Origin of the sequence: Pyxidicoccus sp. MSG2 (assembly GCF_026626705.1) — a bacterium.
Lineage (GTDB): Bacteria > Myxococcota > Myxococcia > Myxococcales > Myxococcaceae > Myxococcus.
Genome location: NZ_JAPNKC010000001.1, coordinates 4,878,661 through 4,896,366 on the forward strand (window position 1 = coordinate 4,878,661; position 17,706 = coordinate 4,896,366).

Annotated in this window: 16 protein-coding genes; 5 read left to right on the forward strand and 11 right to left on the reverse strand. The window is 71.0% G+C overall.

Annotation, left to right across the window (positions count from 1 at the left end):
• Position 1: 1 nt before the first annotated feature.
• The 5 genes from OV427_RS18885 to OV427_RS18905 all read right to left on the reverse strand — a co-directional run bounded on the left by OV427_RS18885 (position 2) and on the right by OV427_RS18905 (position 5,718).
• Positions 2-2,221: a peptidase domain-containing ABC transporter gene (locus OV427_RS18885; protein ID WP_267857516.1), complete on the reverse strand. Its 2,220-nt coding sequence runs from the start codon at positions 2,219-2,221 to the stop codon at positions 2-4.
• A 127-nt stretch (positions 2,222-2,348) separates the two neighbouring features.
• The gene (locus tag OV427_RS18890; RefSeq protein WP_267857517.1) at positions 2,349-3,593 is read right to left on the reverse strand and encodes an MlaD family protein; all 1,245 of its coding nucleotides are present in this window, start codon (positions 3,591-3,593) and stop codon (positions 2,349-2,351) included.
• Entirely contained in the window at positions 3,590-4,411 is an 822-nt protein-coding gene (locus tag OV427_RS18895) for an ABC transporter ATP-binding protein (RefSeq protein WP_267857518.1), read from the reverse strand. The genes OV427_RS18890 and OV427_RS18895 overlap by 4 nt, the downstream gene beginning before the upstream one ends.
• Before the next feature lie 6 nt (positions 4,412-4,417).
• Positions 4,418-5,224 (reverse strand): MlaE family ABC transporter permease, encoded by an 807-nt coding sequence (locus OV427_RS18900; RefSeq protein ID WP_267857519.1) that lies wholly within the window; start codon positions 5,222-5,224, stop codon positions 4,418-4,420.
• On the reverse strand, positions 5,221-5,718 hold the full coding sequence (locus tag OV427_RS18905; RefSeq protein ID WP_420718269.1) for a hypothetical protein: 498 nt from the start codon (positions 5,716-5,718) through the stop codon (positions 5,221-5,223). The genes OV427_RS18900 and OV427_RS18905 overlap by 4 nt, the downstream gene beginning before the upstream one ends.
• A 308-nt stretch (positions 5,719-6,026) precedes the next feature.
• On the opposite strand from OV427_RS18905, the gene OV427_RS18910 reads away from it, so the two are divergent.
• On the forward strand, positions 6,027-6,419 hold the full coding sequence (locus tag OV427_RS18910; RefSeq protein ID WP_267857521.1) for a hypothetical protein: 393 nt from the start codon (positions 6,027-6,029) through the stop codon (positions 6,417-6,419).
• Between the two features lie 4 nt (positions 6,420-6,423).
• Here OV427_RS18910 and recF read toward each other — a convergent pair whose 3' ends face one another.
• The 5 genes from recF to OV427_RS18935 all read right to left on the reverse strand — a co-directional run bounded on the left by recF (position 6,424) and on the right by OV427_RS18935 (position 13,619).
• Positions 6,424-7,563 (reverse strand): DNA replication/repair protein RecF, encoded by a 1,140-nt coding sequence (recF, locus tag OV427_RS18915; protein ID WP_267857522.1) that lies wholly within the window; start codon positions 7,561-7,563, stop codon positions 6,424-6,426.
• A gap of 40 nt (positions 7,564-7,603) precedes the next feature.
• On the reverse strand, positions 7,604-10,066 hold the full coding sequence (locus OV427_RS18920; protein ID WP_267857523.1) for a hypothetical protein: 2,463 nt from the start codon (positions 10,064-10,066) through the stop codon (positions 7,604-7,606).
• Positions 10,063-10,875 carry a CsgG/HfaB family protein gene (locus OV427_RS18925; RefSeq protein ID WP_267857524.1) on the reverse strand — a complete coding sequence of 271 codons (813 nt, stop codon included), beginning with the start codon at positions 10,873-10,875 and terminating at the stop codon, positions 10,063-10,065. The genes OV427_RS18920 and OV427_RS18925 overlap by 4 nt, the downstream gene beginning before the upstream one ends.
• Positions 10,876-11,048: 173 nt before the next feature.
• The gene (locus OV427_RS18930) at positions 11,049-11,492 is read right to left on the reverse strand and encodes an OsmC family protein (protein ID WP_267857525.1); all 444 of its coding nucleotides are present in this window, start codon (positions 11,490-11,492) and stop codon (positions 11,049-11,051) included.
• 87 nt (positions 11,493-11,579) lie between these two features.
• On the reverse strand, positions 11,580-13,619 hold the full coding sequence (locus tag OV427_RS18935; protein WP_324289969.1) for an ATP-binding protein: 2,040 nt from the start codon (positions 13,617-13,619) through the stop codon (positions 11,580-11,582).
• Positions 13,620-13,816: 197 nt separating this feature from the next.
• Here OV427_RS18935 and OV427_RS18940 point away from each other — a divergent pair, with 197 nt between their 5' ends.
• Positions 13,817-14,926 (forward strand): DNA alkylation repair protein, encoded by a 1,110-nt coding sequence (locus OV427_RS18940; protein WP_267857526.1) that lies wholly within the window; start codon positions 13,817-13,819, stop codon positions 14,924-14,926.
• Between the two features lie 66 nt (positions 14,927-14,992).
• The gene (locus tag OV427_RS18945) at positions 14,993-15,367 is read left to right on the forward strand and encodes a hypothetical protein (protein ID WP_267857527.1); all 375 of its coding nucleotides are present in this window, start codon (positions 14,993-14,995) and stop codon (positions 15,365-15,367) included.
• Positions 15,368-15,382: 15 nt separating this feature from the next.
• Here OV427_RS18945 and OV427_RS18950 read toward each other — a convergent pair whose 3' ends face one another.
• On the reverse strand, positions 15,383-15,667 hold the full coding sequence (locus OV427_RS18950) for a hypothetical protein (protein ID WP_267857528.1): 285 nt from the start codon (positions 15,665-15,667) through the stop codon (positions 15,383-15,385).
• 76 nt (positions 15,668-15,743) lie between these two features.
• Between OV427_RS18950 and OV427_RS18955 the strand changes: the two genes are divergently transcribed.
• Together OV427_RS18955 and OV427_RS18960 are read left to right on the forward strand one after the other, a co-directional pair.
• Positions 15,744-16,436 (forward strand): DUF1990 family protein, encoded by a 693-nt coding sequence (locus OV427_RS18955; protein ID WP_267857529.1) that lies wholly within the window; start codon positions 15,744-15,746, stop codon positions 16,434-16,436.
• The gene (locus OV427_RS18960) at positions 16,429-17,682 is read left to right on the forward strand and encodes a DUF1990 family protein (protein ID WP_267857530.1); all 1,254 of its coding nucleotides are present in this window, start codon (positions 16,429-16,431) and stop codon (positions 17,680-17,682) included. Before OV427_RS18955 ends, OV427_RS18960 begins: the two co-directional genes overlap by 8 nt.
• The last annotated feature ends 24 nt before the right edge of the window (positions 17,683-17,706 follow it).

A 17,706-nucleotide genomic window follows, 5' to 3' on the forward strand; every position in this document is an offset into this window, starting at 1 on the left:
CTCAGCTCTGCTCCATCTGGTTCTCGACGAGCGTGCGGTAGCGCCCGCCCGGAATGGCCACCAGCTCGTCGTGGGTGCCCTCTTCCACCACGCGGCCCTTGTCGAGGACGACAATCTTGTCCGCGCGGCGCACGGTGGACAGGCGGTGGGCCACCACCACGAGGGTGCGGCCCGCGGCCTCGCGCTGGAGTGCCTCCGTAATCGCGCGCTCCAGCTCCGCGTCGAGGTGACTGGTCGCCTCGTCGAGGAAGAGCACACGCGGATTGCGGTAGATGGCGCGCGCCAGTTGCAGGCGCTGCTCCTCGCCGCCGGACAGCCGCATGCCGGCCTCGCCAATCTTCGTCTTCAGCCCGTTGGGCAGCGCGAGCAGCGCGTCCAGGCACGCGGTGCGCGCGGCGTGCTCCAGGCGTTCCCAATCTGGAGTGTCGTCGCCCAGGGCGATGTTCTCCGCGAGCGTGCCGTCGAAGACGTCCGTCTTCTGGAACACGAAGGACACCGAGCGGCGCAGGGCCGTGGGGTCGAAGGACTCAATCGGCCTGCCGTCGTAGAGGACGCGGCCCTGCTCCGCGCGGTACAGGCCGTAGAGCACCTGGGTGAGCGTCGTCTTGCCGGCGCCGGAGCGGCCGACAATCGCCGTCATCTTCCCGGCGGGAATCGTGAAGCTCACGTCGTCCAGGACGGGCGGGTCATTGGGCGAGCCATAGCGGAAGGTGACGCCCTCCAGCTTCAGCTCGGGCGCCTGCGTGAGTGCGCCCGTGACGGGCACGGTGTCGTCGCGCAGCTCGGGCTCGGCGTCGTAGACGATGTCCACGCGGCGCAGGGAGATGAACACGTCCTGCACCTGGTGGATGAACATGACCAGGTTCTGCATCGGCGCCAGCACGAGGCCGAGGATGGCGAGCGTGGCCACCATCTGTCCGAGCGTGAGCTGGCCGGCGAGCACCAGGTGCGCCTCGTAGACGAGGATGCCCGCGTACACGCCCTGGTTGACGAACTGCGCACCGGAGTTGTGGATGGTGTCGTGCAGCCAGATGCGGCGACCGGCCTCCACCTCGCGCGCCTGGATTTTCTCCCAGCGGGCGCGGGCCTGGCGCTCGGCGCCGCACGCCTTGAGCGTCTGGATGCCGCCGAGCATCTGCATCTCCAGGCGGCTGGCATCCGCGGCCGCGCGGAAGCGCTGGTGGTCCAGCACCGTGCGCCGGGGCATCAGCAGCAGCGTCCACACCGTGTACACCGTCGCGCCCGTGAGGAAGATGCCGAAGACGGTGGCGTCGTACAGGAAGAGCACCACGCCGTAGCCCACGAGCATCACCAGGTCGAGCAGCACGGAGACGGACGCGCCCTGGAGGATGCGGCGGATGCGCTGGTGGTCCTCGATGCGCTGGAGCAAATCACCCCGGTGGCGCCGCGCGAAGAAGGACACGGGCAGGGACAGAAGGCGTTTCCAGAACTGCGCCAGCAGCAGCACCGAGTAGCCGCTGGACAGGAGGAAGAGGCCCGCGCCGCGCGCCACCGATACCAGCACCTGCGCCACGAGCAGCACGGCCAGGCCCACGCCCACGGCGGCGAGCAGCGTCACGTTGCGGCCGCCCACCGCCTTGTCCACGAGCCCCTGGATGAGGAAGGGCTGCGCGAGCGCGAGGGCCTGGAGGAGCACCGTGGTGAGGAGCACCTGGAAGAGCAGCAGGCGGTAGCGCAAGAGGCCCCGGCCGAAGCGCCTCAGGCCGCCGAGGCGGTGGGAGGCTTCCGGCGCGCCGGGGACTTCCAGCGGGCGGAAGATGGCGTCGGTGGGCTGGAGCGACAGGAGGATGCCGTTCCAGTGGTCGCCGAGCCGCGCGCGGGGGATGCGGCGCAGGCCCAGCGCGGGGTCGCCGATGATGGCCTCCTTCGGCGTCAGCTTGTAGAGGACGACGTAGTGGTTCTCCTCCCAGTGGATGATGCCGGGGAGCAGGGCCTGGCCTTCCTCGTCATCGAGGTCGGAGAAGTCCTCCACGTGGAAGCCTCGGGCCTGGAACCCGACCTTCTGGGCGGTGGTGAGCAGGTCCACCATGGAGGTGCCGCTCGTCTGGACGTGGGCGAGGTCCTTCAGCGAGGACAGCTCGTGCCGGGCGCCGTGGTACGCGGAAATCATCTCCAGACAGGCGGGTCCACAGTCCGCCTCCTCGAGCTGGCGACGGAGGGGATACGGCTGGAGGGCGACGGCGAGCCGGGAGCGAGGCACGGTCAGTTCGGTATCACGGGAAGGGTGGCGCGTTCATCCCTGATACGGACCGAGCCTCCCATCATGGCAACGGCGCCTCGCGGAGCGTGCGCCTGCCCCGCTGCCTGGCCCTGGCCCGCGCGAGCGGCTATGGCGACGGAGGCACCGCCGGCTGCACTGGAGCCGCCGCCGGAGCCGGTTCCACGGGCGCTACCGCCGCCGGCTTCTCCGCGGGCACCGCCGGCTTCTCCGCCACGGGCTTCTCCACCTTCTGGGGCTCGCCAATCTTCTCCAGGTCCTCGCGGTTGCTCACGGAGAAGCGCACCAACGCGCGGAGGATGCGGTTGCGCTTCACGTTGCCCAGCACCTCGCGCAAATCCTCGTAGACGGTCGGGTCGCTGATGAGCCCGCCCACCGTGCCATCCCCCTTCGCCACCGTCGCCGTAATCGTCTTCAGGTTCGCCGCCGCGCTCCCCAGGTCCGCGAACATCCCCCGCGCATCGCCGTACACCAGCTGGTGCACCGCCCCGTTCGGGCTCTTCTTCGCGTCCTCGATGAGCCCCGCGAGCTGCCCCGCCGCCTCACCCAATTCACTCAGCGCCTTCGCCCCATCCTCACCGTAGATGAGCTGGTGCGCCGTGCCGTCTCCCGCGCGCACCTCGCGCAGGAGCGCCTCCACGTGCCCCATCGCGCCGTCCATCCGCTGCGCCGCCTGGGACGCATTCGCCATCAGCGTGCGCACCTCGCGCCCCGCGCTCTTGTCGTAGATGAGCGCGTGCAGCACGCCGTCGCCCTTCTCCACCTCCTCCAGCAGCCCCCGCAGCGACGCCATGCCCCGCGCCACGTCCTTTGCCAGCGCCGGGTCGGCATACGCATCCACCGCGTCGCGCAGCGACTTGCTGATGGCAATCGAGTTCTCCATCACCTGCCCCGCCCCATTCAGCAGCGCGGAGATGTCCCCTCCCGCCGACGACTTCAGCACCCCGCCCGGCTCCACCAGCGGCGCCGTGGGACTGCCCAGCGAGATGTCCACCGCCTTGTCCCCCAGCACGCCCATGCTCGACAGCACCGCCACCGAGTCCTCGCGGATGCGGTCCGTGTACTTCCGCGACACCTTGAGGTGCACCTCCAGCCGCGCGTCATCCGGGTCCTGGGAGAAGGTGATGCCTGTCACCTTCCCCACCTTCAGGCCGCCAATCCACACCGGCGACTCCTCACCCAGCCCCTGCACGTTGGTGAAGTACGCACGGTACGTGGCCTGCCGCTCGAAGAGGCGCGACTCCTGGCCGATGAAGAACACCACCACGCCCGTCACCGCCAGGCCCATGGCCACGAAGAGCCCCGCGCGCAGCGCCAGCCGGCGCTCACCCGAGGCGGAAGGAAACAGGCTCATGACGCACCTCCAGGGACGAGCTCCGCGCGGCGCGCATCCAGGAAGGCGCGCACCTCCGGCACCTTCGAGCGCCGGATTTCCTCCCGCGTGCCCACCTGCACGATGCGCCGGTTGGCCAGCATCGCCAGCCGGTCTCCCACCGACAAGGCACTCACCATGTCATGCGTCACGACGATGGAGGTCACTCCGAGCTTCGTCTTCATCGAGTTGATCAATTCATTGATGGACTGCGTCGTCACCGGGTCCAGTCCCGTGGTGGGCTCGTCCCACAGGATGACCTCCGCGTCCGTGGCGATGGCTCGCGCCAGCCCCACGCGCTTCTTCATGCCGCCCGACAAATCCGACGGCATCAGGTGCTCCGTGCCCGGCAGATTCACGAGCGCCAGTTTCCGGGCCACGCGCTCGCGCAGCTCGTCCTCGGACATCTCCGGGAAGTGCTCGCGCAGCGGGTACGCCACGTTCTCCCCCACCGTCAGCGAGTCGAAGAGCGCCGCCCCCTGGAACACCATGGCCACGTGCCGACGCACCGGGATGAAGTCCTCCTCCGTGAAGCGCGCCAGGTCATGCCCCTGGAACAGGATGCGCCCCGAGTCCGGCCGCAACAGGCCGATGAGGCACTTGAGCAGCACGCTCTTGCCCGTGCCCGAGCCGCCCATCACCACCAGCGTCTCTCCCGCGCGCACGTCCAGTTCCACGTCGTCGTAGACGCGCTTGGGACCGAACGTCTTCGTCAGGTGCTCGAAGTGGATGAGCTGCTCACCCGGCGTGGGCTTGTGGAACTCGAAGGTGGAAGGCTCCTGGCGGCGGGAAGGTCGCATGGGGCCTCACAGGTACAGCGTCAGCTTGGTGATGAAGAAGTCCGCGAGGCACACCGCGACGGACGTCACCGCCACCGTCTGCGTGGTGGCGCGGCCCACGCCCTCCGTGCCGCCCTCCACGGTGAGCCCCTTGAAGCAGCCCACCAGCCCGATGATGACGCCGAACACCGCGCCCTTGAACACGCCGGAGACGAAGTCCTCCAACAACACCGCGTCCAGCGCGCCCTGGAAGAACAAATCCATCGGCAGTGCGTACTGCAGCTTCACCACCACCGCGCCGCCCACGAGGCCGACGACGTCCGCGAACACGGTGAGCACCGGCATCACCAGCAGGCACGCCAGCACGCGCGGCACCACCAGCTTGCGCAGCGGGTCCGCCCCCAGCGCGCGGATGGCATCCACCTGCTCCGTCACCGTCATGGCGCCCAGCTCCGCCGCCATGCCGCTGCCGATGCGCGCCCCCACCGTGAGCGCGGTGAGCACCGGCGCCAGCTCGCGGAACAGCGTGAGCACCACCACGCGCCCCACCGTGTACTGCACGCCGAAGCGTCCCAGGAAGTAACCGAATTGCAATGAGATGACGAGCCCGGCGAACGTCGCCGTGAGCAGCGCAATCGGCAGCGAGCGCACCCCGAGCGACTCGGTATGGTAGACGAGCGTCTTCCAGTCGTACGGCGGGCGCACCGCGCGGCTGAAGACCTGGCCCGTCATCAGCGCCAGCGAGCCCAGCGACGCCAGGCGCACCTTCGCCCGTGCGACGAGCCCCTCCTCCTCCGGCGGTGCGGCGGCGCCGGCCTCCACCTCGGGCGTCATTTCGGACGCTCCGACTCGAAGCCGGCCATCAGCGTCTCGAAGTCCGCCAGTCGCTCCTCGGCCAGCCCCGGCGGGGACACGTAGGAGAAGTCGAACACGCAGTTGTCCTTCTTCAGCACCACCAGCTCCAATTGCACCGGCACCCCGTCCAGCTTCGCGAGGTAGCGGCTGCGCAGGGCCTCGCGCCCCGCCATGGGGACGAGCTTCGAGGACACCTCCTGCCGCTCCGTGAAGCCCGCGAGCAGGTGGCGGGTGAGCACCGGCAGGGGCGGGTCGTCATGCCCCTCGCAGGTGGCGTTGACGGAGAGCGCGCGGCCGGTGCCCTCCTCGGCGAAGGCCAGGTCGTTGCCCTCCAGCCACACGCGGTGCCACGCGTCCGGCAGCTTGCCCACGCGGTAGCGCACGGCGGGCTTGGTGAGGACCGAGTCCTCGAAGCTCACGCGGTGGCAGCCCACCAGGGGCGCGACCAGCACGAGTAGCAGACTCCACCGCATGGCACCGTTCTTCGTGACGTGCTCCCGGCCCTGTGCTCGGTGAGTCATGCGTCAGCGAGGGCCTGCCTGCAAGGTTTTCCGCGTGAACAAACGTCCACTGTCACACCTCGTTCGCATTCCCGTGCTCGCGCCGTCCGCCAGGCCCCCGGTCGGTCGCGACGTCCAGCCCGCCCAGGGGAGTCCCCCATGTCCGTGCCGGTTCGCATCTTCCCTCCAGGACCCGGAATGAGAATGCGGAGGCGTGCGAGGGGACGAACCGTCTCCCGCCCTCTCCCTCCTGGAGGAATGCTCCGGGCAAGGAGGACACGATGGATGGCGGACTCGCGGTATTCGGCTTTGGTCTCTTCCTCCTCGGAATCGCCAACCTCTACGCGCGCACGTCGTACTGGTTGGCGTGGGTGATGCTCGCCCTCTCGCTGGTGTCCATGGGCCTGGCCTTCAGCGAGTCGAAGCGGCTGCGCGAGGTGTCGCTGGGCATGTCCGTGGTCCTGCTCGTGCTGAGCGGCGTGGCCATGGCCACGGGGGTGCCCTGGTGGCTGGCGCTGGGCGCGTTCCTCTTCGCCGTGGCCTACGGCGTGCTGTGGGCGGAGTTCCGCTTCCCCTTCTTCGAGCACGTGGGGCCCGAGGAGGCCAAGGCCCACTCCCAGGCGCGGCGCTTCCACATGCACTGGCCCTGGCAGCGGCGGCGCATGGTGCCGTGAGGCTTCAGCCGACGGGAGGCTCGGCGGTGTCGTGCACCGCCACCTGCCCCCCGTGGACGGAGAGCCAGAGCGTGTCCTCCGCCGCGGCGGCGCGCACCAACGAGCCGTCCGTGGTGGTGAGGAACACCTGCGCGCCGCTCTTCGCCAGGTAGTTCATCAGGTAGGCGTTGCGCTCCGGGTCCAGCTCGCTCGACACGTCGTCCAGCAGGAGCAGCGGCAGGAAGCCCATCGCGGCCTCCAGGTTCTCGATTTCGGCAATCTTCCAGCCGAGCACCAGCGCCCGCTGCTGTCCCTGGCTCGCGTACGCCCGCGCGCTGCGCCCGCCCAGCGTCACCGACACGTCGTCCGAGTGCGGCCCCACCGACGTGAAGCCCCGGTCCAAATCGCGGCGGAGGCGCTCGTTGAGCGACTCGCGCAGCGCCACCGCGAGGGCGGCCTCGTCCGCCGTGGGGAAGTCGCCGCCCAGGTGTGCCGGGTGGTAGCCATACGTGGCCGGGTCCACCGTGCGGCCGATGGAGGCGAACGTCGCCTGCGCGCGCGGTGCCAGTTCCGCCATCAGCGCCCGCCGCCGCGCGTAGATGCGCGCGCCGGCCTTCGCCAGCGTCTCGTCGTAGGCCTCCAGGTAGGCGGCCTCCACGGTGTGGCCCTCGCGCAGGAGGCGGTTGCGGTTCTTCAGCGCGCGCGCGTACTCGCGGCTCTCGCGGAGGAAGGCCGGGAAGCGGTTGAACACCGCGCGGTCCAGGAAGGCGCGGCGCGAGTCCGGGCCGCCCTTCACGACCTCGAGGTCATCCGGCGTGAAGGCCACCACGGAGACGCCGCCGAAGTACTCCTCCAGGCTGGCCGCCTTCTTCCCGTCCACGAAGGCCTGGCGCGTGCCGCCGCCGACCTCGACGGAGATTTCACGCTCCGCTCCCTTGAGGAGGAAGCGGCCCGTCACGCGCGCGCCCTGCGAGCCCCAGCGCACCAGCTCCGACAGGCGGCCCGCGCGCAGCGGCTTCAGGGTGGCCAGGAAGTAGAGCGCCTCCAGCAGGTTCGTCTTGCCCTGCCCGTTCTGCCCCACCGCAATCGTGGCGTGGGGGCTGGGCGAGAGCTGGACCTGGGGGAGGTTTCGGAAGTCCTGGACTTGGAGCGCGAGGAGGCGCACGGCCCCCTCCGTATAACCTTCCGCGCGCCCCTGCGGGGACCTATCTCGCCGTTGCGAGCCGGTAGACGAAGCCCGTCCGGGTGAAGAGGAGGAGGGCTTGCGTGCCCGCCTCGGTCACCACCTCGATGCGCGCGCCCTTCAAGGCGTCCGCGTCCTTCATGTCCGGGGGCAGCGACGACGGACACCAGCGCAGGAGGAGCCCCCCCGATTCGTCGTCGCTACAGCGCGGCTTCGCGAGGTAGAGCCCCTTCTCGCCCAGCGCCACCGGCCAGCCGGCCAGCGAGGCGTAGTCCACCGCGAAGTCCAGGCGGCTCAGCGGCTGCGTCAGGGGGACGCCCGAGGGCAGCCGCAGCACCTGTCCGTCGCGCAGGCCCACCCGCCCATAGGTGGTGGCCTCGCCCCCGGTACCCGCCTGGCGGCCCCACACCTCCACCGGCTCGCCGTCTCCCAGCGGCAGCGGGGTGACGCCCCACTGGCCTTCGGCGGACTGGTGGTACTCGAAGAGGCTGCGCCCGGTGGACAGCCAGCCGCGGACCTTGGGACCGGTGGTGGCGGTCGCACTCACCGTCCTGTCGCGCGCCAGCGAGCGGATGGGGAAGCCCGGGTCCGGCGTGAGGCGGGGCAGCAGGCCCGGCTGTGCACCCGGCTCGGTCTCCAGCTTCGCGCTGTCCAGCACGTAGAGCTGGTCGTTCGCGGTGAGCACCAGCGACGCCCCCTGTGTCCCCGAGGCGGGGACGCCCTGCCCCAGGAAGGGCCCCGAGGCCGGCGCGCCATTGGGCGCCAGGAGCTGCGGCCCGTAGCTGTTGCCAAGCGACGCGTCCTTCGGGCTGACCTTCACGAGCTGGCCCGACTCCAGCACCACCCAGCCCTGGGCCCCGCGCACCAGCGCCGCCAGCCGGGCCTGCTCCTCGGAGCCGCCCTCTCCCTGCCTGCGGTCCGCCGCCGTCAGCCCCTCCGGCTCGCCAGTGGCCTGCTTGAAGCGCAGCGCGAGGAAGTCCGGGGTGAGCGCGACGAGGGTGTCGCCCAGGACGGGCGCCTCCAGGATGCCCACCTCCAGCGGCGCGCGGTCCAGGAAGAGGGGCCGCAAGGTGCTCAGCGAGCGGCCCCTCCAGAGCTGCCCGTGTATGCCCCCCATGGCCAGCCCGCCCCCGAGCGCATCGTCCACCGCACCCGGCGTCACCCGCCGTCGCTGGGCATCGACGGTGGTGGCGATTTCAGCGAGGTCCATCGGTGCATCCAGCGGCTGGCGCAGGCAGGTGTTCGCGGGAGACGTCACCGACGCGCCCACCACGCGGAAGAGAGAGCGGAGGCCCTTCTCTGACTCGCACAGCACCTCCACGCCCACCGCCCCGTCCGACACGGGGGTGAAGGTGACAAGGCGGCCGTCGGCACACGGCGCGCAGTCGTCCCAGGCTCGCTCCATGCGCGGCCCCTGCGACGTGCGCCGCAGCGTCCAGGTGCTCAGCACGTCGAAGGTCTTCGCGTCGCTGGCGACGGACTCGCGCACGGAGCGTCGCAGGCCCCACACGCTGGCGCCCTCGCCGTGGCGAAGGAGCGGCTCGCCCTGGGTGGCCAGGCCCTCGCGCGACACCGGGTCATCCGGGTTGAGCACCTGCCAGGCCTCGGGACCCGGCGTGCCTCCCGGCTTGCGCCAGAAGAAGAAGTCGCGCGTCACCGTCACCGGTACCAGCACGTCTCCGTCCGGGCTGCTCCGGTTGAGGGTCAGCTCACTGGCCGGGACGGGCCTCGCGTCCAGGATGGGCAGCACCGTGGCGCTGCCGGGGCAACCGGGCAGCGCGCTTCCCGCCACGCACACGCTGCCGTCGGCCTGCACACCGAAGCCGCCGGGGAAGTCCGTGTACGTGCCACTGGTGACGTCCAGCTCGCCGGCCTGCCCCGCCGTACGCAGCACCAGCAGGCTGGTGCCTCCGTCCGGCAGCGTCGAGGCGCGCAAGGCGCGGACATCCCTCAGCGCGGGCTGCACCGCGCTCGTGGTGAGACCTCCGGCCCCGGACTCCAGCGTGCCCAGCGCGAGCGAGGTGCTCCGCGCCTCGGGTCCTCCAGACACCACCTGGAGCGCGACACGGCTGCCCACGAAGGCGGCGCGCTCCACGGTCAGGGTGCCAACGGCGTGGGCGGTGAAGCCGTTGGTGGAAAAGAGGGTGCCACCATCGCCCTGGCCCACGAGGATGCGGCCCTCGCGCGCATCCGCGGCCACGAACCGGGCCTCGCCGGTGAGCTGCTTCGGATAGAGGAGCACGGGGGCGGACGTGTCGGGCGCGGCGCCCTGCGTGGCCGCTTCCGGCACGTCCTCGTGGCAGCGACTGTCGATGCCGCAGCGCCAGCCGGGCGCGCATGCGGTGTCTCGCACCTCCTCCGCCTGCGCATAGTCACACGGGAAGGAATTGCCCTCCTCCACCTTCAGTCCACCCGAGCACGCCCCCATCACGGCCAGCGCGCCCACGGCGGCGACGAAGCCCACGAGTCCCTTGCGCGCGCTCATGGCAGTACCCCCGCCACCGCGAGCCCATTCGTGGAGGGCACCAGCGCCACTCGAGGTCCGCCCTCGGGAGGCGGCATCAGCCACAGCCCCGCACCCACCAGCAGCGCGCCCGCGGCCATGACGCCCACCGCCGCCGTCTTGTCGCGGCCCAGCTTGCGGTCCTGCTCCTGGTAGTACGACAGCGCGCGCAGGTTCTGCCCCGCGCACTGCCCGCCACCCCCAGGGCACAGCTCGTCGTTGAGCACCTTCTGCCGCGACAGGGCAATGAGCCCATACACACCGCCGCCCAGCACCACCGCGCCGCCCCCCGCCAGCAGCGAGTACGGCACCACGCGCGAGGCCGGCGGAGGCAGGGGCGAGCCGCTCGCCTCCGCCACCGCCCAGGGCACCACCTGCCGCAGCGTCTCCACGTCGCGCGCCAGCCGCGTGCTGCGCCCCACCGTGCGGCTCTTCACCGTGTCGAGCACCTGGAGCGACAACTCATACGTGGAGCCCAGCTTCGACAGCGAGCCCGTCATCACGTAGCGCGCGCCCAGCACACCGCCCAGGTCCGAGGCACACGCGGACGCGTCCTCGTCACACGCGCCCAACAACTGGCGCTGCCGCTCCGTGGTCAGCATCGTCTGCACGTCGCGGCGGGAGAGCACCTGGAAGAGGCTGCGCTCCGTGAGCGTCTGCACCACCGCATCCGTGAGCGCCGCCGCGTCGCTGGCCTCCGCGCCCTGCGCCACCAGGTCGGACACCAGCAGCCGCGGCTTGTCGCCCTGCGGGGCCACCGGAGCACCCGCTCCGGCCGGGGGGGGCGGCATCGGTAGACTTCCGCCCGCCTGCGCGAGGGCGGTCAGCCCCCACAGTCCCACGAGGACTCCCACTGTCGCGCGCACGGCCCCTCCCTCTCGTGCCTCCGCCCGAGGACCTCCGGCGGCGGCACACTGGAGCCGGGCATGTTAGCGGGAAGTCCCGGGGGCCGCTGGCCCGCGCCTCAGCGGACCTCTTCGATGACGGGCTCCATCAGCACTTCCGAAGTGATGCTCTGGCCGATGAAGCAATACTTGTGGGCCTTCTCGAACATCTCCCGCACCTTCGCGGCGTCCGTCCCCGGCGCGACGCGGATGGTGGGCGCCAGGCGGACCTTCGTCACGCGCGTCACCTTCTCCACGGTGTCCAGCGACACCGTCACGTGGTCCTCGTAGCCGCGCACGTCCAGGCGCACCTTCTTCGCCAGCGTCAGGAAGGTGAGCATGTGGCACGTACCCAGCGAGGCGCCGAACAGGTCCTCCGGATTCCACCGCGAGTCGTTGCCGGAGTACGACGACGCGGCGCTCACCGCGATGTCCTGCTTGCCCGCGGTGCTGGCCACGGCGTCCCGGGAGAACTCGGAGGCCGTGGAGCCCTCCCAGCGAAGCTGCAGCGGAAACTCGTGCAAGGTCTACCTCCGTGAAGCGAAGGAACGTCGCCGGCAGCTTATGCCGCGCGACGCGCGCTTCACGGGATTCTCTCGGTGACGCTTGCGTCAGGAGCCGGCGGACTGGAGCGCCTGCACCGGAGCCTCGGCGGGCTGGAGCGGCAGCTCCACGACGAAGGTGGCCCCCTCGCCCGGCTGGCTCTCCACGCGGATGGTGCCCTCCATGGCCTCGACGAGCGTGCGCACCACGTACAGCCCCAGGCCCAGGCCGCCGTAGTGCCGCTCGGACACGGCGCGCTCGAACTTCTGGAAGATGCGCGCGTGCGCGGCCGCGTCGATGCCGATGCCCTCGTCGCGCACCCACAGCCGCGCGCGCCCGTCCGCTTCCTCCACGTGGACGTGCACGGGCCGGCCCGCGCCGTACTTGAGCGCGTTGGACAGGAGGTTGGACACCACCTGCTCCATCCGCAGCCGGTCCCAGCTCCCCACGCACGGGCCCGACGGCCGCACGTCCAGCTCGCTCCCGGACCGCTCCGCCTCCGGGACGAAGCGCGCCACCATCTCCTGCACCAGCGCCGCCAGGTCCACCGGCTCGCGGTGGATGCGCAGCCGCCCGGTGCTGATGCGCGACACGTCCAGCAGGCCGTCGATGAGCTCCGCCAGCCGCGTCACCTGCCGCTTCATCGCCGCCACCTCGCGGCTGTGCCGCCGCGACACCGCGGAGTCCGGGTCCGCGTCGATGGCGCGCGACAGCGCATGCAGCCGAAGCCCCAGCGACGTCAGCGGCGTCTTCAGCTCATGGCTGGCCACGGACAGGAACTCATCGCGAGCGCGGATGGCTTCCTGGAGGTGCCGCTCCACCGTCTTCAGGCGGGTGATGTCCTGCAAGGGCATCACCACCGCGGCGGGGTGCCCGTGCATGGCGGGCAGCAACTCCGAGGAGATGCTGAGCACGAACTCGCCCGACTGCGTGTGCCAGATGACCTCCAACCCCTCCAGCTTCTCGCCCCGGGCGGCGCGCGCGGCGGGCATCTCCTCGCTGTCGAGGCGCCGCCCCTTCAGGTCCGTGACGTGGAAGACCTCCGCGTCCTCCGCCGAGGGCACGTCCCTGGAGACGAACTGGCCGTGCAGCCGGTCCGCCGCCGCGTTGGAGGAGGTGAGCTCCCCGGTGCGCGGGTCCACCATCACCACCGGCAGGGGCATCAGGTCCAGCACCGCCTCCAGCCACATGTGCTGGCTCTCCACCGCCTGCCGCGCCAGCACCTGCTCCGTCACCTCGAAGGCGAACGTCACCAGCCCGTCCACCCGGCCCCGCTCGTCGCGGAGCGGCTCGTAGATGATGTTCCAGTACTTCGTCTCCACGCGGCCCTCGCCCGCGTAGTCGACCGCCAGGGGCAGCTCGTTGGCGATGGCCCGCTCACCGGACTCCATGACGGTGCGGTGCAGTGACAGCACGTCGGGCGACACATCCGGGATGGCCTCCGTCAGCGTGCGGCCCACCATCTCCCGTCCGCCCATCAACCGCCGCTGGAGGGGATTGACGAACTCGTAGCGCAGCTCGGCGCCCTGCAGGACGCAGATGGCCACGGGCGCCTGGGTGAAGAGCTGGTGCAGCTTGTTGCGCTCCGCCTTCTCCGCCTCGCGCGCCGCGAGCTCCGCCGTCACGTCCTTGTAGGCAATCGCGATGTGGGTGACGTCGCCGCCATTGGGGGCCAGCGGGAAGCAGTGGCAGGAGATGGCGATGCGGTTGGCCGCCTCCACGTGGACGTGCTCCAGCTCCCGCACGTCGTACCAGAAGACCGGCGTCTGCACCGTCTCACCCGCGAAGGCGCGCCGGATGTATGCGAGGAACCCGAGCCGCTCGAGCACCTCGTCACGGAAGAGGTCGTACTCGGGCGGTGGCTCCGAGCCGAACATCTTCCGGTAGGCGGGGTTGATGAGCAGGCAGTGGCCGTCCGCCGTGAAGACGGAGTACGGCACGGGCGAGTGGGTGAAGAGGCCCTCCAGCAGCGCGAGCGGGTCCGGCACGGAGGCGAGCTGCTCGCGCAGCGGCCTCGTCCCGGAGGACGCGCGCGCGGGACGCCCCGGGCTGGCCCTGCCACGGCCCGAGCCCCGCTTCTGTCCCCGACCGTTGTGCGTCTTCGCCACTCACCATGGCGTACCAGAGCAGGAGGGCCCCTGCCCAGCCCGGGTAGCCAGGGACACGGGCGCCCGCCCTCTGCTCCCAGGCGCATGGAACGGGCGGCCCTTCCGCCGTGGGCGCATGGATTTCACAACGCCGTGCGTCGCGGGACGGTGTCGCCAGGGCTGTCGTCCAGGGGAGCGCATGACAGGATGCGCGCGCCATGGCAGAGCCCCTCAAGACCTTCTTCAATGCCCGGCTCGTCGAGCGCCTCGCGGCGGCGCTGCACGCAGCCCTGCCGTCCTTCCCCCGCGCGGCCTTCGTCCGCGAGGCCACCACCGGACTGGAGGGGCACGAATTGCTCGGTCGCGCGCGACACCTCTCCGGGGCGATGCAGCGCGCGCTGCCCCGGGACTACCCGAGCGCCGTGGACGTGCTGGTGCGCTCGCTGGGGCCGGAATTGGAGCGGACGGAGGGCTCGGGCATGGAGGTGTTCTTCTACCTGCCCCACGTGCTGTTCGTGGCCGAGCACGGCCTGGAGCACTTCGAGGAGTCCATGCGCGCGCAGTACGCGCTCACCCGGCGCTTCACCGCGGAGTTCTCCATCCGCGCGTACCTGGAGCGCCACCCGGAGCAGACACTGGCGCGCCTGCGCGAGTGGGCGGCGGACGAGAACGTGCACGTGCGGCGGCTCGTGTCGGAGGGCACGCGGCCCCGGCTGCCGTGGGCGCCCCGGCTGCGCGCCTTCCAGAAAGACCCACGGCCGGTGCTGGCGCTGCTGGAGTTGCTGAAGGACGACCCGGAGCTGTACGTGCGCCGCTCGGTGGCCAACAACCTCAACGACATCGGCAAGGACCACCCGGACGTGCTGGTGCGGGTGGCGAAGGCGTGGATGAAGGACGCGCCGCCGGAGCGCGAGTGGCTCGTCCGTCATGCGCTGCGCTCCGCCATCAAGCGCGGGGAGCCCGCGGCGCTGGAGGTGCTCGGCGCGCACAAGCCTTCCGGCATCGAGGTGCGAGCGACGGCGCTGCCGAAGCGCGCCTCGGTGGGCGGCACGGTGGACGTCCGCTTCGAGGTGGCCAACCGCTCGCGGAAGAGTCAGGCGCTGGTGGTGGACCTCGCGGTGTACTTCCAGAAGGCGAGCGGCGAGGCACGGCCCAAGGTGTTCAAGGTCCGCGCACTCACCCTGGAACCCGGCCAGGTGGAGGAGGTCGGCAAGCGCGTCTCCTTCCGGCAGCTCACCACGCGCAAGCACTACCCGGGCCCGCATCGGTTCGAGGCCTTCGTGAACGGCCAGGGCCTGCCGCTGGGCACGGTGGACGTCACCGGGTGAAGCCCACACGTGGCGCGCATTCGGGCTTTCGCGCGGGCACTTACGTGGTTACAAGCAGTGCCACGGATGCACGTCCAGGTCGTCAGGCTCGAGCAGGGAGCGGTGGGTCCGCGCGTCGCGCTGAAGACGCCGGGCGGGGTCATCTGGGCTTATTGGCGCGGAGACCCGCCCTCGCGCGGGCAGTTCACCGACGTGGAGCTCGCCGTCACCCGGGTGCTCACCTGGGGCGAGGAGCTGGAGCCGCTGTCCGACGCCACGGCCGGTGAGCCCACGCTGGGCGTCCTCGACGGGACGCTCGAAGTGGTGGACGAGGAGGGCACCGTGACACTGCTCGTGGGCCCCTCGCTGGTCATCCTCTCCGCGAGGGGCACCCCTCCCGCGCCCGGCACCCGCGTCCGGCTGCGCAACTGCGAGATTGCCGCGTACCCGACGCACCTGTAGCCGGACGCACTCGACTCAGCGCGGGCCCAGGGTCTTCACCAGCTTGTTGTAGACGCCCATCACCAGCAGCGGCGCCGCCCACTGCCCCACGAAGCGGGCCGGGCGATCGCGGCCGCCCAGTTCCAGGCCGAGCGATACCGCCATCGAGCAGAGGCTGGCGAAGAGGAACACGTGCGACGGCACCTTGGCCGTCTGCTGCTCGATCAGGCGGGTGAACGAGCCCTCGGCGTGCTCGGCCCGCACCACCGGTGGTGCCACGTACTCCTTCTCCGAAGCCTCACTGGCCGGATTGACGTCCATCCCCATGCTCCCTCCCTGAGCGGGCAGGCAGGCCCGCGTCGGCTTGAAGACCGTCTGTCCTGAGCGCGGCCACACCATGCAGCCGGGCAGAGCGGTCCCCATCATGGTGGGGCCGAGCACGGGAAAGGGCGAGATGGTGAGCGAGTCGACCGACATCGAGAGCAACCCGGCAGCCAACCTCCTGCTCCCCGAGCATGGAGCCGGGCCGCTGCTCCAGCGCGACTACTGGGCGGTCATCAAGGACTGCCATCACCCCCCTTCGACGGTCATGGACTGGGTCGCGCGCCGCTTCCCGGAGTTCGCTCCCGCGGAGCTGTGTGTCTTCGAGCGCAAGGATGAATCCCGCCAGGGTGAGCCGCTGATATTGGGCGACGAGCTGACGGTGAAGATTCAGGGCGCGGGCACTTTCGGCGTGCGTGTCATCCACAAGGACGCGCAGAGCCTCACGCTCGCCACCCTGCCGGGCCACCCGGAGGCGGGCCGCATCACCTTCGGGGCGTACCGCAACGAGCACGGCGACGTCATCTTCCACATCCGCAGCCGGGCGCGTTCCGGCTCGACGTTCCACTACGTGGGGTTCGTCACCGCGGGCGAGGCCATGCAGACCAACACCTGGACGGAGTTCGTGCTGCGCGCGGCCCTCACCGCCGGAGAGGGCGTGGTGGGCGTCATCCACGCCGACACCACCCAGCTGGAGGAAGAGCCCGACGGTGCGGACCCGGAGCACGACCCGACGTTCATCGCAAAGGGAGACCAGGCACATGATTGAGTGGCGGTGGCTCTCCGGTTGGACCGAAGAGGAGCTGGTGCCCCGGCTGGACGAGGCCCGCAGGCAGGGCCGCAACTACGCTGCGGGCGCGGGGGAGATGACGCTGGAGGCGGGCTGGAGCCAGGTGCACTCCGTGGGCCTGCTGGGCCACGAGCTGCCCGGGCCGCCCCACCCCGACGGCATCTTCGAGCGCGCGCGGAAGGTGCTCGAGACCTTCGACTTCTCCGACCCGCGCATCGTCCGCTGGCACTTCTCCGCCGACGAGCCGATGCGGGGCCGCACCGTGCTGCTGGAGCTGAAGTCGCTGGGACAGAAGCTGCGCTACCTGTGCGCGGTGCGCGTGGGCGGCACGCGCCTGGAGCACGACGAGAAGAGCAGCGTCTACGGCTTCAGCTTCGAGACGCTGGACGGCCACATCGAGGCGGGACGCGAGTGGTTCCTCCTGAAGAAGGACCACCAGACGGGCGAGGTGCGCTTCCACATCGAGGCGGCCTGGCGCCCGGGTGAGTTCCCCAACTGGTGGAGCCGCTTGGGCTTCACGATGGTGGGGCGGCGCTACCAGCGCGCATGGCACCGGCTGACGCACGTGCGCCTGCGCGAGCTGACGCGGCGGCGCCCGGACCTGGTGGGGCAGCCGGCGAGCTCGGGGCAGATGGAGCACTCCGGCCACGAGCTGGAGCTGGGGCCCGTGCAGTTCTTCGCGCAATTCGCGCCCGGGCGGCAGAAGACGCAGACCGACGAGGAGGTGGAAGCCGTGCATCGAGGACAATGGTTGACTCCCCTGGGGTTGGGTGTGCTGGCGGGGATGCGGAGCATGAGCGCTCCCACGCTGGTGAGCCGGCGGCTGTCGCAGGCGCCGGGGCCGAGGACGGACCCGCTGGCGCAGGCGCTGTCGAAGCCGTGGGTGCCGAAGGTGCTGGGCGTGCTCGCGCTGGGCGAGCTGGTGGCGGACAAGCTGCCGAAGACGCCGGCGCGCGTGACGTTCCTGCCCATGGCGGGCCGTATCATCACCGGGGTGCTGGCCGGGGCCTCGTCCGTGTCGGGCCAGAAGCGGAGCGTGATGGCGCTGGCGGGAGTGCTGGGCGGCGTGGCTGCGGTGGCGTCGACCTGGGCGTTCTATTCGCTGCGCAAGGTGGCCACGACGCGCTTCAAGGTGCCCAACGTGGCGGCGGCGTTCACCGAGGATGCGCTGCTGGCGGCGCTCGCCTCGCGGCTGATGCCGGTGGTGGAGACGCGCGCGGAGTGACACCGGCCGCGGGTGTCTCCGAGG

Excerpts from the sequence above, each read along its gene's own strand:
- OV427_RS18900 (WP_267857519.1), bottom strand. The coding sequence starts at position 5,224 with ATGACGCCCGAGGTGGAGGCCGGCGCCGCCGCACCGCCGGAGGAGGAG.
- OV427_RS18920 (WP_267857523.1), bottom strand. The coding sequence starts at position 10,066 with ATGAGCGCGCGCAAGGGACTCGTGGGCTTCGTCGCCGCCGTGGGCGCG.
- OV427_RS18940 (WP_267857526.1), top strand. The coding sequence starts at position 13,817 with ATGGCAGAGCCCCTCAAGACCTTCTTCAATGCCCGGCTCGTCGAGCGC.
- OV427_RS18905 (WP_420718269.1), bottom strand. The coding sequence starts at position 5,718 with ATGCGGTGGAGTCTGCTACTCGTGCTGGTCGCGCCCCTGGTGGGCTGC.
- OV427_RS18895 (WP_267857518.1), bottom strand. The coding sequence starts at position 4,411 with ATGCGACCTTCCCGCCGCCAGGAGCCTTCCACCTTCGAGTTCCACAAG.
- OV427_RS18925 (WP_267857524.1), bottom strand. The coding sequence starts at position 10,875 with ATGCCGCCCCCCCCGGCCGGAGCGGGTGCTCCGGTGGCCCCGCAGGGC.
- OV427_RS18960 (WP_267857530.1), top strand. The coding sequence starts at position 16,429 with ATGATTGAGTGGCGGTGGCTCTCCGGTTGGACCGAAGAGGAGCTGGTG.
- OV427_RS18890 (WP_267857517.1), bottom strand. The coding sequence starts at position 3,593 with ATGAGCCTGTTTCCTTCCGCCTCGGGTGAGCGCCGGCTGGCGCTGCGC.
- OV427_RS18945 (WP_267857527.1), top strand. The coding sequence starts at position 14,993 with ATGCACGTCCAGGTCGTCAGGCTCGAGCAGGGAGCGGTGGGTCCGCGC.
- OV427_RS18955 (WP_267857529.1), top strand. The coding sequence starts at position 15,744 with ATGCAGCCGGGCAGAGCGGTCCCCATCATGGTGGGGCCGAGCACGGGA.
- OV427_RS18910 (WP_267857521.1), top strand. The coding sequence starts at position 6,027 with ATGGATGGCGGACTCGCGGTATTCGGCTTTGGTCTCTTCCTCCTCGGA.
- OV427_RS18950 (WP_267857528.1), bottom strand. The coding sequence starts at position 15,667 with ATGGACGTCAATCCGGCCAGTGAGGCTTCGGAGAAGGAGTACGTGGCA.